Raw genomic sequence first — 14825 nt, forward strand, 5'->3', positions numbered from 1 at the left:
TTATCCGGTGGAATACACCTTAACACCCTGTCCGATTTTTCAGGACCAGCTCAGACGACGTTGGTGCGGGAGAGGCGCAGAGACCAGCCTTGCAATCTAAATCTTGATAACCCCTACCTCTAAAAATTCACGACTTACGACTCAAGACTTGATACTGAATTAAGTATCGTGTCCCTGGAACTGGGTGTCACCGGGACTGGTGAGTTGCAAATTTATAATTCAATATCTCAATTCACGCGCAAATCTTTCTTGTTATGCTTCCCCGTCCTCTGTTAAGCTCTACACATGCGCGTGTGCGCTAGTCGGCGCTTCGAACCTTACATTGCAGGCGGACATTGTAATGTTCGTCGCCTCGCAAACGTTCGACTGCTTTTCGCAGTCCCTGACTCGAGAGGCGCAAGACGACCCTCCCCGAAAGGGGAGGGTTTTTTCTAAGGGGGGGTATCTTGGAAGAACTGCTTGAAGATGCCATACGTCGGCAGGCAATTAAACTACTTAGGCGCAGTTATTCTGACGCCGCACATATAAAGCGATATCGTGAACGCTTTGAGAAGAGAACGGGCGAAAAGGCCATTTCAAAGATCAAACCCACCCCAGGACATTGGTCAATATCAAAGCATTTTGAGCCACGCTATTGCCTTTCTCACTCAAAATATTTGGCACGAATAATTTGGAAGAAAATTATTGCAGGAGAATATATCCCCAAACCCGCAGTAAAATATGCGATCCCTAAAGATTCTGGTGGATCACGGGATATTATGATTTTCACAATTCCCGATGCGGCAGTTGCGACACTTTTCCACAATAGAATTACCAATAGAAATCTCAACCTTCTCTCGGCAAATTGCTTTTCATATCGACCAGATAGAAACATTTTTGATGCGATAATCCAAATACGCTCAGCAATCGCGTGTCATAAAGTTTATGTAGTCCAATACGATTTTTCTAAATACTTCGATAGCATTGACCACCACTACATTAAAGCGATGATTTCAAATAAAGATATATTTCTGCTAACCAAAGCTGAACGATATGTCGTGTCCAAATTTTTAACTCATGAGTACGCCTCAAAAGAAAATTATACGGCTGGTCAATTTTCGAAGCGAGACCGAGGTGTGCCGCAGGGTTGCTCCTTGTCTCTTATTTTATCAAATGTTGCCGCTCACGAATTAGATAAAGCCCTTGAAACATCCAACGGTCAATTTGTTCGTTTTGCAGATGACGTTCTCGCGATGGTGTACTCATACGACGACGCATTGCACATCACCGATATTTTTAATGAGCATTGCAAGCGATCAGGAATCACAATCAATCACGAAAAATCGCATGGCATAAAACGCCTTGATGGTGCGACTGGCATTCCTGTCCGCTCATTCTTTATAAATATGGGTGAAGGTGACAAGATCGAAGCTATTAAGGATTTTGATTATCTCGGACACAAGTTCCAACATGATGAAACGCTTCTCTCAACACGATCTATTAAAAAAATAAAACGACGACTTAGTAAAGCAATCTATATACACCTACTGCTCAGTCCACGAAGTAAGGAATTATTTTCTTCGCAACGAATCGGCGCTCCGTTTCATGATTGGGATTTGGTGACATGCCTGAATGAACTTAGGCGTTACATTTATGGTGAATTACACGAATCACAAATTGAAAACTTTCTTGAAAGGGATAAACGGTTACCAAAAATGCGGGGATTAATGTCTTTTTATCCACTCGTCTCTTCACTTGAACAACTTAGAGAGCTTGATGGCTGGCTAATGAATATTTTGCAACGTGCTTTGCGAGAGCGAGAAAAGGCTTTAGGGGGACTCGGACATTCCTATACTCGCCCATCTAAGGCAGAAGTTTTCTCAGGTAGCTGGTACAAAGAGACAACGGTCAAGAACGAGACAAAACTGCCCAGCTTCGTGCGAGCATGGCGTGCGGCCAGAAAATATTATTTCCGCTATGGCTTAAAGGATATTAAACCTCCCTCATATTACTCGTTATTATCAACTTATTAGCTCGTGCTAATTTGAGGAGCAGCTATTGCCTTAAAAATTTAACATGGCCCTGATTGGTCAGTTAGAGTATCCATCATGCGAAAGCTTATCATTCTCGCCAATGCGCTCGTCAGGAATAATCGCGCTTGGACCGAAATAAGGCCTTGCTTATAACGGATACTCTAAGTTATCGTCCCGCTTATTCATTTCTTTCATCTCCCTTGTATCTCCATATCCCCTTTTAACGACCGCACCGTTTTTTGTTTCCGTAAGTATCCGGGACTGCGGAGGCGGTCAGGCTGCCCAAGGATTTAGGATGTCTACGCCGGTCGGGGAGAAGTCCGCGACATTGCGGGTGACGATGGTCAACCGATTTTTGAGCGCCGTGGCGGCGATCAAACTGTCCACGGCGGGAATAGGCCGCTTGAGACGGGCCAGAAGGCGCCCCCACTCGTCGGCCACAGGCGCATCGACGGGCAGCATCCGATCCTCAAACCAGGCCGGCAATTCCACTTCGAGCCAGGCGGCGATGCGGGCGCGCTTGCGTCCGTCAGATATTCCTTCAACGCCCTTGCGGATTTCTCCCAGAGTGAGCGCGCTGATGAACAGGGCCTCCGGCGGCGTCGCCTCAAACCAGTCCACCACCGAGGCTGCCGGTTTCGGCCTGACCAGTTCCGAGAGCGCACAGGTATCAATCAGGTAACTCATAATTTGACATTCCTGGGCGGCGAGCGGTCGCGCTTGATCCCAATATCGACTCCCGCCAGCGGCGAGGTCCGCATCAATTTAACCAGCGAGACCTTGCGCCCCTTGAGTCGCTCGTACTCGGCCTTCGACACCACGACCGCCGTGGTCTGTCCGCGAATCGTGATGGCCTGCGGACCATCCTTGGCGGCATGGCGCAGCAATTCGCTGAAGCGGGCCTTGGCCTCCTGGACCTGCCAATGATTCATGACGCTCTCCTGACCGCTCTGACCAGATGAATATAACCCATATGCCGGAATTTTTCCAGCAGGATCGACCGACCGAATAATACCCCACATCTATGTCACTATGTGAAATCCGGCGGGGGAGATCGGCAGGGCGGCGGCGCTTGGCGTTACGGCATCGACGCGGGCGGCGGTCGGGCCGATCCGGCAGGCTTTAAGCATGTCATCGACGATCTTTCCGGGGCCGGAGAAAAGGGCCTCGACGCTGCCGTCGGCGCGGTTGCGGACCCAGCCGTCAAGGCCCCGCTTGTCGGCTTCCTGCTTGGTCCAATAGCGGAAACAAACGCCCTGGACCCGGCCCTCTATGCGCACGAGAATGGTTTTGGCGTCCATAATATCAGGGTTCAAACTCGATGATGACCTGATCCGCCGTCAGACGGTCGCCCGGCTCGGCGTGGACGGCTTTGATGACGCCGTCGCGCTCGGCGCACACTATATTTTCCATTTTCATGGCCTCGATCACCGCCAGTTCCTCGCCGGCCTTGACCTGCCGGCCCGGCCTGACAGCCAGCGATATCAATAACCCCGGCATGGGGGAGCGCAGCAGCCTGGAGGCGTCAGGCGGCGCCTTCGTCGGCATTATGGCCTGGAATTTGGCGGCGTCGGGGTTCAGCACCAGCACATCGTCCTGAAGTCCGGCATGGGTCATCCGGTACTTGATGACGTTGCGTTCCACCTGCATGCACAGTTCGCTGCCGTCGATGACGGCGTGAAACAGCGGCTCGCCCACTTTCCAGTCGGTTCGCACCTTGTGAGCGCCTTCATCCATCGAGATATCAAAGCCGCCGTCAACGGAACTGACGGTAGCCTGATGGTTCTCGCCCTTGAGGATAACCACCCAGTCGCCATGCACCCGGCGTTCGTGGCCGGAGACCTGACCGCTGATCGAGGCGGCGCGTTGCTGATAGGCGTGGTGAATGGAGGCGGCGGCGACGGCGACCAGCATGGCCGGGTCATCGTGTGGCGCCGACGCCGGGTCAAAGCCGTTGGGGAATTCCTCGGCAATGAAGGCGGTGGAAAGGTTGCCCTGAACGAAGCGGGGATGGGCGAGGATGGCGGCCAGGAAGGCGATATTGTGGGAAACTCCGCGAATAAGGAAGCCGTCCAGCGCCAGTCCCATACGGGCAATGGCTTCGTTGCGGTCATGGCCGTGGGTGATCAGCTTGGCGATCATCGGATCGTAGTGGACGGAGATGTCGCCCCCCTCATAGACGCCGGTATCGACGCGAACCCCGTCGCCGACCGGCGGTTGGTAGCGCCGCAGGCGTCCCGCCGACGGCATAAAGCCCCGCGCCGGGTCTTCGGCGTAAATACGCGCCTCAATGGCCCAGCCGCTGCGTTTCACGTCTTCCTGCCTGAGGGGAAGATGCTCGCCGGCGGCGATCCTGATCATCAACTCCACCAGATCGAGTCCGGTAGTCAGCTCGGTCACCGGATGTTCCACCTGAAGGCGGGTGTTCATCTCCAGGAAATAGAAATTGCGTTCGGCGTCAACGATGAATTCGACGGTGCCGGCCGAGGCGTATTTTACCGCCCTCGCCAGCATTATCGCCTGATCGCCCATGGCCTTGCGGGTCTTGGCGTCGAGGAAGGGGCTGGGGGCTTCCTCGATTACCTTCTGGTGGCGGCGCTGGATGGAACATTCGCGCTCGCCCAGATGGATGACGTTGCCGTGGCTGTCGGCCAACACCTGAATCTCGATATGGCGGGGGTTCTCGATGAACTTCTCGATGAACACCCGACCGTCGCCGAAGCTTGACTCGGCCTCGCGCATGGCGGAGTGGAAGCCGGTCCTGACCTGATCGTCATCGTGAGCGATGCGGATGCCCTTGCCGCCGCCGCCGGCCGAAGCCTTGATCATGATCGGATAGCCGATGTCGCGGGAGACGGAAAGGGCCTGATCGACATCCTTGAGAGATTCCGCGTAGCCGGGGACGGTGCTGACGCCGGCTTTTTTAGCCAGCTTCTTGGACCTGATCTTGTCGCCCATGGCGTCGATGGCGGCGGGCGGCGGGCCGATGAAGACAATGCCTTCTTTAGCCAATTTACGGGCGAAGGCGGCATTTTCCGACAGGAAGCCATAGCCGGGATGAACGGCTTCGGCGCCGGTATGCCTGATCGCCCTGATGATGTTCTTGATCGAGAGATAACTGCCCGACGACGGCGGCGGGCCGATGCACACCGCCTCATCGGCCTCGCCGACATGCAGGGCGTCCTTGTCGGCCTCGGAATAGACGGCGACGGTCTTGATGCCCATCTTGCGCGCCGTGCGCATAACCCTGCAGGCAATTTCGCCCCGATTGGCGATGAGAATTTTTTTAAACATCAAGAACACTCCAAGCGTGGATCGCCAGATTAAGCCGAAGATTCATTCCTCGCTAACATTTAGAGCACTATCCGGCCAAATGGAATCATTTGGTCGGATAGTGCCCTAATTTATCCCTACGGGGTTCCGTAGGATGCAACGTTCCGCCGGCAGTGCTTTAATGACCATTGTGGGGCGTGGCGTGGCTTCGGGCTTTGAAAGGGAGCTGGATGGTCAGGATTGATTTCTCTAAATTGTTTCTGACCGGGCATCCCGAGATTGATGCAGATCACCGCCTGATTGTCGACGCAATTAACGGCCTTTCCAGGGCAATTCAGGATAAAGATTACGAGCTGTGCTGTGAGCGGTGTGACCACTTCTTCGAGAGTATCGAGGGCCACTTCGGCAGGGAGGAGTCGATCCTTGAGGAGTTGGGCTTCCCCCGTTTGGACGGACATCGTGAATCCCACCGCAACCTTCAAGAAAAGGCCCTGACGTTGAAAGGATGCTGCCTTGAAGTCAGGGAGAAAAACAACCCTTGCCCGCATATCGACGACCTGCTCGACATAGTTATCGCCGACTTCATCAAGTACGATACCGAGTTCAAGTCATTCCTTGATTGGAAGGGGTTTTCAACCGGGGAACTCCCTTCGTTTGCCCTATAGCGGAATATTACCGTGTTTCTTCCACGGGTTTTCCAGCTTCTTGTTTTTCAGCATTTTCAGCGACCGGCAGATGCGCACCCGCGTATCGCGAGGCATGATAACGTCGTCGATGAAGCCCCGCTTGCCGGCGACAAAGGGATTGGCGAAAGTCTTGCGATATTCCTCGGCGCGCCCGGCGAGTTTATCCGCATCATCGATCTCGGAGCGGAAGATGATCTCCACCGCGCCTTTCGGTCCCATCACCGCGATCTCGGCGCCCGGCCATGCGAAATTGACATCGCCGCGCAGATGCCTTGAACTCATCACGTCATAAGCCCCGCCGTAGGCCTTGCGGGTGATCAGCGTCACCTTGGGAACGGTGGCTTCGGCGAAAGCGTACAGCAACTTTGCGCCGTGCTTGATTATGCCGCCATGCTCCTGATCAATGCCGGGAAGAAAACCGGGGACATCGACCAGGGTGACAATGGGGATATTGAAAGCATCGCAGAACCGGACGAACCTTGCCGCCTTAAGCGATGAATTTATGTCCAGGCAACCGGCCAGCGTCGTCGGCTGGTTGGCGACGACGCCGACGGTCGATCCCTCCATGCGTCCGAAGCCGATGATGATGTTGCCGGCGAAGTCCGGCTTGAGTTCGAAGAAGTCGCCCTCGTCAACTATCTTCTCGATCAGCTCCTTCATATCGTAGGGCTTGTTGGGATTGTCGGGGATCAGGGTATCCAGGGATATCTCAACCCGATCAGGGCTGTCCGGCGTCGGCCTGACCGGCGGATTTTCGCGGTTATTGGCGGACAGGAAATCAATGAAGCGGCGCAGGTACAGCAAAGCCTCGGCGTCGTTGGCGAAGGAGCGGTCAGCGACGCCGGAAACGCCGGTATGGACGGCGGCGCCGCCCAGTTCCTTATGCGAGACCTCTTCCTGGGTTATCGTCTTGACTACATCGGGGCCGGTGACAAACATATAAGACGTGTCATCGATCATGAAGACAAAGTCGGTTATCGCCGGCGAATAGACGGCGCCGCCGACGCACGGCCCCATGATCATCGATATCTGAGGAATAACTCCGGAAGCGTTGACGTTGCGCTGGAAGACTTCGGCGTAACCGGCCAGCGAGGCCACGCCTTCCCGGATGCGGGCGCCTCCCGAATCGTTGATGCCGATTACCGGCGCCCCTACTTTCATCGCCTGATCCATGATCTTGCATATTTTTTCGGCGTGAGCCTCGGACAGTGAGCCGCCGAAAACGGTGAAATCCTGGCTGAAGATAAACACCAGCCGACCGTTAACGGCGCCGTAGCCGGTGACTACGCCGTCGCCGGGGATAGTTTGCTCATTCATGCCGAAGTCAGCGCAGCGATGCTCGACGAACATGTCACATTCTTCAAAGGAATTGGGGTCAAGCAGCAATTCAATGCGCTCACGGGCCGAAAGCTTGCCCTTGGCGTGCTGCTTGGCGATGCGCTCCTCGCCGCCGCCGAGACGAGCCTCGTGACGCTTTTCTTCAAGCCGGCGAATTATGTCGTGCATGGGCGTTCTCCTTGAATACATAAAATGCACGAAGCCGCCGCCCCGTGCCAGCAGAAACACGGGTGGACAGTGATTAATTAAAGATCAGAATATTCGGATATACTTTAATCCGTGTGTTCCGGCACCATCGCCTCGTCGGTAAAGACGGCGGCGTGGAACCTGCCCCTGATAAAGCGGGCGCCGGGATAAGAATTCGTGTCCTTTGTTTTTATAATGCGGGATTTCTCCGGCGCATCGCGTCTGATATGGAAAACCGATGAGCGCCGACTCTCGCCGAAGCATTCATCGGTTGCGGATTTGCAAGGTGACGGGCCGGCCATTGTTTTGCGTCCCCCCATTGTACAAGCAATGAATCGATTATTATATATAAAGTGTACTGTCAATGCTTTTTACCCATCATATTGTGGGACATACATGATGTAGTGTATTTCAATATTGGCGAGTCCCGGTCTGCCGGTTCAGCCGGAGCGCTTGAAGATTGATCGGCAAATCCACCTAACGCCAGTTGTATTCATATGTAAATAATGTAGTCTCATCATAAGTTTGTTGCGGCACATAAACGGATAGGCAATGGAAGAACCGGCCAACCGCGTTCCGTCAGAAGATGGACTCGCCGACAGCTTTGCCAGATTGATTGAAATCGGCATTGCGCTGTCCTCAGAGCGCAATCATGACAGACTCATGGAAATGATCCTGCTGGAGGCAAAGGGCATCTGCAACGCCGACGGCGGCACCTTTTACCTGCGCACCGATGACAACAAGCTGAAATTCACGATCATGCACACGGACTCCAAAGGCATCGCCATGGGCGGCACCACGGGCAAAGGAATTCCTTTCCCGCCGCAAAATATGTACGACCCCGAAACGGGGGAGCCTAATCATAAAAACGTCGCCTCCCATGTGGCTCTTACCGGCAGATCGGTCAATATTCATGACGCCTATGAGACCGATGAATTTGATTTCACCGGCACGAAGAAATTTGATGAGGGGAACAACTACCGTTCTAAATCGTTCCTCACCGTTCCGCTGAAAAACCATGAAGGAGAAGTCATCGGCGTTATCCAGCTTCTCAACGCCCGGGACGCAAAAACCGGGGAAGTCATCCCGTTCAGCCAAAAAATTCAGCCGCTGATCGAGGCCTTGTCCTCCCAGGCGGCGGTGGCGCTGGACAATCAGTTGCTTCTGGACGCCCAGAAAAAGCTTCTCGATTCCTTTATCGAACTGATCGCCGGAGCAATCGACGCCAAGTCGACCTACACCGGCGGACACTGCCAACGGGTGCCGGTTCTGGCTAAAATGCTGGCCGAAGCGGCCGCTGATTCAACGGAACCGCCGTTCGCCGATTTCACCATGACCGAGGATGAAAAATACGAACTCCACATCGGGGCGTGGCTGCATGATTGCGGCAAGGTGGTGACGCCGGAGTATGTGGTCGATAAATCAACAAAGCTGGAAACCATTCATGATCGCATTCACGAGGTGAGGATGCGATTCGAGGTGCTCAAGCGCGACGTGGTGATCGAGTACCTGGAGTCATTGATTGACGGCGGAGAGGACGCCGAGAAGCTGCGCGATGAATTGAATGCGCGTCTCAACCGGATTGATAACGATTTCGCGTTCATCGCCGAAACCAACGTCGGCGGCGAATTCATGGCTCCGGAAAAGGCAGAGAGAGTAAAGCAGATCGCCGGGATAAAATGGACACGGACTCTGGACGACCGCCTCGGCATATCCCATGAAGACCTGAAGCGCAAGGAACGAAGTCCCGCGCAGACTCTTCCCGTTGAGGAAAATCTCCTGAGCGACAAGCCGGAGCATATTTTCTACCGCACCGACGCCGACAAGTACGCAGAGGGCAACCCGCACGGCTTCAAGCTTGATGTTCCCGAGCACGAATACAACAGAGGCGAAGTTTACAATCTCTGCATCCCTCGCGGCACGTTGACCAAAGAGGATCATTTCAAGATCAAAGGCCACATCATGCAGACCATCATGATGCTGGAGCAGCTTCCCTTTCCCAAGCACCTGAAGCGGGTGCCGGAATACGCCGGCGGACATCACGAAACGATGATAAAGACCGGCTATCCGAAAAAGCTGGCCAAGGACGAGATGACGCTTCCCGCCCGCATCATGGCCGTCGCCGATATTTTCGAGGCCCTGACCGCCGCTGATCGCCCCTACAAGAAAGCCAAAACGCTGAGCGAGAGCGTTAAAATTCTTTCCTTTATGAAAAAGGATCAACACGTCGATTCGGACATCTTTAATCTGTTCCTCAAGTCCGGCATCTATAAGGAATATGCGGAAAGGTTCCTGCTGCCGGAACAGATCGACGAGGTGGATATTGCCAAGTACCTGGATTCCGGCGCCGCCGCACCCGGCGGGGATAAGAAGAATTAACTCATTCGCTGTTTTGGGGACACATTACTTGTTTCGCAAATCATACAACTCAAGAACGTCGGATTGAATTGATATCCGCGTTAATCGGCGTTCATCCGTGGTTTTTTTGCAATAGGTTTACTCACCCCGCCACCCGGCCGGCGATGATTCCGGCCAGGACGATCCAGCCGTAACGGCTGTTGGATTTGAACTTCGCCAGACAGTCTTTGGGAACCGACAGGTCAACCGTCGCCGCCTGCCATCCGAGATGACCGGCCGCCATGAACATGATAACGAAAAAGGGCCAGGCCAGGCCCGCCAGATATCCGGACAACGCAGTCAACAGGACGGCGCCGCCGAAAAAAGCAAACAGCCACGGACGGGTGTTTTCCCCCAGCTTCAACGCCGTTGATTTAACGCCGATAAGAACATCATCCTCCTTGTCCTGATGGGCGTAGATCGTGTCATAGCCCAGCGTCCACAGGACTCCGGCGGCGTACAGCGCCAGGGGCGGCATGTCCAGGTCGCCTCTTATCGCCGCCCATCCCATCAGCGCTCCCCAGTTGAAAGCCAACCCCAGTATCAGTTGCGGCCAATAAGTAATGCGTTTCATGAAAGGATAGATGGCGACAAGCACCAGCGAATTTACCCCCAACGCAATCGTGAACGCATTGAACTGGAGGAGCACGGCCAGCCCGGACAGCAATTGCAGGAGCAGGAATATGACGGCTTGACGCACGCTTAACGCGCCGCTGGCAAGAGGCCGGGTCGCCGTGCGGGCGACCTTGGCGTCGTAGTCGCGGTCGGCAATATCATTGACGGTGCAGCCGGCGCCGCGCATAACCAGCGCGCCGATGCCGAAAAGAGCGAACAACCAGACATCCGGCCATGAAGGAGAAGCAAGGGCAACGCTCCACCAGCATGGAAAAAGAAGAAGCCATATTCCTGTCGGCCGGTCAATTCGCGACAGCCGCAGATACGGCCTCAACGCATCGGGAACAAGGCGATCAATCCATATCTCTGTGGAAATATCGCCGGCGGAACTCTTGACCATGTCTGTCATGGATGAAAGTAATACACCATTCACGCCGGACTTTACAAACAGGCTTCTGAAAATGCCGCGATCAAAAACGAATATACGACTTTTCGTGAAAGACGATTTGACGCCGGGCCGGGCCGTTGTCCTGCCTAAAAGTCAGGCCCACTACCTGAACGATGTCATGCGGACTCGTCCCGGCAAAATGACGGCTGTTTTCAACGGACGCGACGGCGAATGGTCGGCCCGCATAGAATCCATGGATAAAAACGGGTGCGTCCTTGTAATCAGCGGGCAGACCCGTCCCCAAAATACGGGGCCGGACCTGTGGCTCGTCTTTGCTCCCCTTAAAAAGACCCGCATCGATTTTCTTGTCGAGAAGGCGACCGAACTCGGCGTTTCCCGCCTTCTGCCGGTGTTCACCAGACACACGGCGGCAACGCGAATAAATACGAAACGGCTGGGCGCCACCGTGATCGAGGCCGCAGAGCAATGCGAAAGATTAAGCGTTCCCCGCATCGACGAGCCGCTCCTTTTGGATAAGCTGCTTTCACAATGGCCGGCGGATCGTCCCTTGCTGGCGGCCGTTGAAACGGGAGAAGGCCTGCCTATGTTCGAAGTTTTAAGCAAAACGACTACCGGTCGAAGCGTCGGAATTTTAACCGGGCCGGAGGGCGGTTTTGCCGAATCCGAACTCGCCGCCCTTGAAAAACTGTCATTTGTCACCAAGATCAGCCTGGGGCCGCGCCTTCTCCGCGCCGAAACAGCCGCCTTGTCGGCGCTGGCCTGCTGGCAGGCCGTCATCGGCGACTGGTCCGAGCGCCCGTACCAACGTAACGCTCACTGAAGACGAATTGAAATTCCATGGATGAAACAAACGACGCCGTCACCGGCAAGCGCTCCCTGATCGAATACATGGAGGCCGGATGCAAGCTCCCTGAAAGTCGGCGCATAGGCACCGAGCATGAGAAATTCGCCTATCGGCTTGATGACCTGCGCCCGTTGGAATACGAGGGTGAACGCGGCGTACGCGCTCTTCTGCACGGACTCACCCGCTTCGGCTGGAAGCCTGTGGCGGAGAACGGAGCCGTCATCGCCCTGATCAGGTCCGATGCCGGTTCCATAACTCTTGAACCGGGAGGACAGATCGAACTTTCCGGCGCCCCATTGGAAACCCTGCACCAGACCTGCAAGGAAGTCACCGATCACCTGAACCAGGTCAAGGCGGTGGCCGACGAAATGGGGATCGGCTTCATGGGGTTGGGCTATCAGCCCAAGTGGCCGCTTGCCGAAATTCCATGGATGCCTAAGGCCAGATACGCCATCATGCGTGAATACATGCCGAAAAAAGGCGGCAAAGGCCTGGAGATGATGCTGTCTTCCTGCACCGTTCAGGTCAATCTGGACTTCTGTTCGGAAGCCGCCATGGTAAAGATGTTCCGCGTTGCTCTGGCCCTGCAACCGGTCGCCACGGCGTTATGGGCCAATTCTCCCTTCAAGGAAGGCAAGCCCTCGGGCTATCTGAGTTATCGAAGCCGTGTCTGGACCGATACCGATCCTGATCGCTGCGGAATTCTTCCCTTCGTTTTCGAGGATGGTTTCGGCTTCGAGCGTTATGTTGACTACATACTCGACATCCCGATGTACTTTGTTTATCGGGAAGGCCGCTATATCAACGCCGCCGGGCAGTCTTTTCGTGACTTCATGGCCGGTCGCCTGCCGGCGCTTCCCGGTGAATGCCCGACCATTGCCGATTGGGCAAACCACCTGACGACCGCCTTTCCCGAGGTCAGGCTTAAACAATTCCTGGAAATGAGAGGCGCCGACGGCGGCCCCTGGGGACGGCTTTGCGCCTTGCCCGCCTTTTGGGTCGGATTGTTGTACGATGACGCGGCGCAGGACGCCGCGTGGCAATTGGTCAAGAACTGGACGCCGGCCGAACGCGCGACGCTGCGCGAAAAAGTACCGATTCTGGCTCTTAACACGCCGTTCAGGAACGGCATAATAAAAGACGTAGCCTTGGATGTGCTGAATATCGCCCATGAGGGACTGCGCCGCCGGGCGCGGTTGAACGGCGTCGGGCTTGACGAAACATGCTTCCTCAAGCCACTCTTTCGTATTGCCGAATCGGGGGTTACGCCCGCCGAGGAGCTTTTGGCGGCATACGGGCAACGCTGGCAAGGAAATGTCGATCCGGCGTTCATGGAGTACGCATACTGACGAACGATATTAAAATCAGCGAGATAGAACAGGCTCTTCACAATGGAGAGTTCCGCTTCTATTACCAGCCGAAAGTTTCTTTCCTCAACGGGCGCATCGTCGGCGGCGAGGCCCTTTTGCGTTGGATCAAGCCCGACGGATCGGTGATTCCGCCTATCGATTTTCTTCCCCAATGCGAAAATTCCGGATTCATCACCGACATAACGGCGGTCATGCTGCCCGAACTGATTGAAAACATTGAAGCCGTCCGCGAGGTCAAGACCGACATCCAGATCGCCTTCAACGTATCTTCCCTTGATCTCCGTTCGCCCTATCTGGTCAAGATGCTGCGCAGCTTTATCGGCAGCCGGCGCATTGACCCCGGCAACATCCAGATCGAAATCACCGAGACCGCCATCGTTGACAGTTCGGCGCGCATCAGCATGTGTCTTTTCGATCTGGTGGCGCTGGGCATCGAGGTGGTGATGGACGACTACGGCACCGGCTATTCGTCGCTTGACGTGTTGAGCCGGCTTCCGTTCTCGGCGATCAAGCTGGACCAGGGGGTCGTCGGCCGCATGTCGAAGGACGCCCGCAATACCCACATCGTTCAGTCCAGCTTGTACATGGCCCGCGAGTTGTCCCTGAAGACCATCGCCGAGGGCGTCGAAAACAAGTGCGTTTACACCTTCCTGATGGCCTCGGGCTGCAATGAAGTGCAGGGCTACTGGATAAGCCGCCCCGTTCCGTTGGCGGACTTCATCGCGATGTGTTCTTCCGATCGACAGTGGCCTTCGTCATCTCTCGGCATTCTTTACAATGCCTGGGTCAATCATATTTCCTACCGCCGCAAGGTTCTGGACGCCGTTTATACGCTGACCAAAACCTCTCCCGGCGAATGGAGCGATCTTCCCAAGATGGATATGGCTCACAGTCCGGCCCGTTGCCGCCTCGGTCAATGGTATCTCAAAAAGGGCCGGAGAAACGAAGACATCGGAGAATTCCGCCACCCCACCGACCCTCATGAGCGCATGCACGCCGCCGGCGAGGCGCTGGAACGGACGGTGCGTTCCCAATCCGGCGAGCCGGCGATCAAGGCCGCCTTAAAAACTTTTCTTGAATTATCCGACATCGTTGACGCCGAGGTCTCGCGCATCGTCGAGGACGGACTCGCCGCCTCCCTGAGCGGCCTCAAGGCCGCCGCTGTGAGCGATTGATCAGGCGACCATTGACGATGACTCGAAACGAACCCCTCCGTCATGCGCGGGCTTGATATGCGCGACATAATGCACCATATTCGCATCATATAAGATGCTTTAAGGATGGGAACGACATGGACATCACCAAGGACATTCGACCGCTGACCGAATTCAAGCGCGATACTACCCGGTTCATGTCTCACCTGAAGGAAACCGGTCGCCCGTCCATTCTGACGGTGAACGGCAAGCCGTCTCTGGTCATTATGGACGCCCAAGCATGGCAGGATATCCAGGATCAGATCGAGTACGTCAACACCGTCTCCGCCATTCGCAAGGGACTGAGCCAAGCCCGCAGCGGGCAAGGCGCGGAAGCGTCCGATTTTTTTGATCAACTCGATGCGGGCAAGGTATGAAGCGTTATCGGGTCATTGTCACCCCCTTCGCCGCCGATAATTTGTCGACCGTTAATAAGCCGGGTTGAGTGCTGATTGAGGCATTATTACGACCCATATGGCGGCGATGATTCGGCGCAAAAGTT

The 14825-nt window shown here is 55.1% G+C and carries 13 protein-coding genes; 6 read left to right on the forward strand and 7 right to left on the reverse strand.

Annotated elements, in window-relative coordinates; translation table 11 throughout:
- Nucleotides 1–2285: 2285 nt before the first annotated feature.
- From A3H92_05545 to A3H92_05560, 4 genes are all read right to left on the reverse strand, one after another.
- Nucleotides 2286–2699, reverse strand: a complete 414-nt coding sequence (locus A3H92_05545; GenBank protein OHC73922.1) for a recombinase — start codon at nt 2697–2699, stop codon at nt 2286–2288.
- Nucleotides 2696–2944 carry a prevent-host-death protein gene (locus A3H92_05550; protein ID OHC73923.1) on the reverse strand — a complete coding sequence of 83 codons (249 nt, stop codon included), beginning with the start codon at nt 2942–2944 and terminating at the stop codon, nt 2696–2698. The genes A3H92_05545 and A3H92_05550 overlap by 4 nt, the downstream gene beginning before the upstream one ends.
- 90 nt (nt 2945–3034) lie before the next feature.
- A complete protein-coding gene (locus A3H92_05555; GenBank protein OHC73924.1) occupies nt 3035–3313 on the reverse strand; it encodes an acylphosphatase in 279 nt (92 codons plus the stop codon).
- A gap of 4 nt (nt 3314–3317) precedes the next feature.
- Nucleotides 3318–5306: an acetyl-CoA carboxylase biotin carboxylase subunit gene (locus A3H92_05560; GenBank protein ID OHC73925.1), complete on the reverse strand. Its 1989-nt coding sequence runs from the start codon at nt 5304–5306 to the stop codon at nt 3318–3320.
- Between the two features lie 167 nt (nt 5307–5473).
- Here A3H92_05560 and A3H92_05565 point away from each other — a divergent pair, with 167 nt between their 5' ends.
- Entirely contained in the window at nt 5474–5950 is a 477-nt protein-coding gene (locus tag A3H92_05565; GenBank protein OHC73926.1) for a hypothetical protein, read from the forward strand.
- Here A3H92_05565 and A3H92_05570 read toward each other — a convergent pair.
- Nucleotides 5945–7477 carry a methylmalonyl-CoA carboxyltransferase gene (locus A3H92_05570; GenBank protein ID OHC73927.1) on the reverse strand — a complete coding sequence of 511 codons (1533 nt, stop codon included), beginning with the start codon at nt 7475–7477 and terminating at the stop codon, nt 5945–5947. The two genes, A3H92_05565 and A3H92_05570, sit on opposite strands and share 6 nt — an antisense overlap.
- A gap of 104 nt (nt 7478–7581) precedes the next feature.
- A complete protein-coding gene (locus A3H92_05575) occupies nt 7582–7797 on the reverse strand; it encodes a hypothetical protein (GenBank protein OHC73928.1) in 216 nt (71 codons plus the stop codon).
- A gap of 250 nt (nt 7798–8047) precedes the next feature.
- On the opposite strand from A3H92_05575, the gene A3H92_05580 reads away from it, so the two are divergent.
- Nucleotides 8048–9874, forward strand: a complete 1827-nt coding sequence (locus tag A3H92_05580; protein ID OHC73929.1) for a diguanylate cyclase — start codon at nt 8048–8050, stop codon at nt 9872–9874.
- A 121-nt stretch (nt 9875–9995) separates the two neighbouring features.
- Here the strand turns inward: A3H92_05580 and A3H92_05585 are convergent, their stop codons facing one another.
- Nucleotides 9996–10907 carry a 4-hydroxybenzoate polyprenyltransferase gene (locus A3H92_05585; protein ID OHC73930.1) on the reverse strand — a complete coding sequence of 304 codons (912 nt, stop codon included), beginning with the start codon at nt 10905–10907 and terminating at the stop codon, nt 9996–9998.
- 61 nt (nt 10908–10968) lie between these two features.
- On the opposite strand from A3H92_05585, the gene A3H92_05590 reads away from it, so the two are divergent.
- The 4 genes from A3H92_05590 (at nt 10969) to A3H92_05605 (ending at nt 14700) form a co-directional block, all read left to right on the forward strand.
- Nucleotides 10969–11736 (forward strand): 16S rRNA (uracil(1498)-N(3))-methyltransferase, encoded by a 768-nt coding sequence (locus A3H92_05590; GenBank protein ID OHC73931.1) that lies wholly within the window; start codon nt 10969–10971, stop codon nt 11734–11736.
- A gap of 17 nt (nt 11737–11753) precedes the next feature.
- Nucleotides 11754–13109: a glutamate--cysteine ligase gene (locus A3H92_05595; protein ID OHC73932.1), complete on the forward strand. Its 1356-nt coding sequence runs from the start codon at nt 11754–11756 to the stop codon at nt 13107–13109.
- A 116-nt stretch (nt 13110–13225) separates the two neighbouring features.
- On the forward strand, nt 13226–14305 hold the full coding sequence (locus A3H92_05600) for a hypothetical protein (GenBank protein ID OHC73933.1): 1080 nt from the start codon (nt 13226–13228) through the stop codon (nt 14303–14305).
- 116 nt (nt 14306–14421) lie between these two features.
- Nucleotides 14422–14700: a prevent-host-death protein gene (locus A3H92_05605; GenBank protein OHC73934.1), complete on the forward strand. Its 279-nt coding sequence runs from the start codon at nt 14422–14424 to the stop codon at nt 14698–14700.
- The last annotated feature ends 125 nt before the right edge of the window (nt 14701–14825 follow it).

Source organism: Rhodospirillales bacterium RIFCSPLOWO2_02_FULL_58_16 (assembly GCA_001830425.1).
In the GTDB taxonomy this organism is placed as follows: Bacteria; Pseudomonadota; Alphaproteobacteria; order Rhodospirillales; family 2-02-FULL-58-16; genus 2-02-FULL-58-16.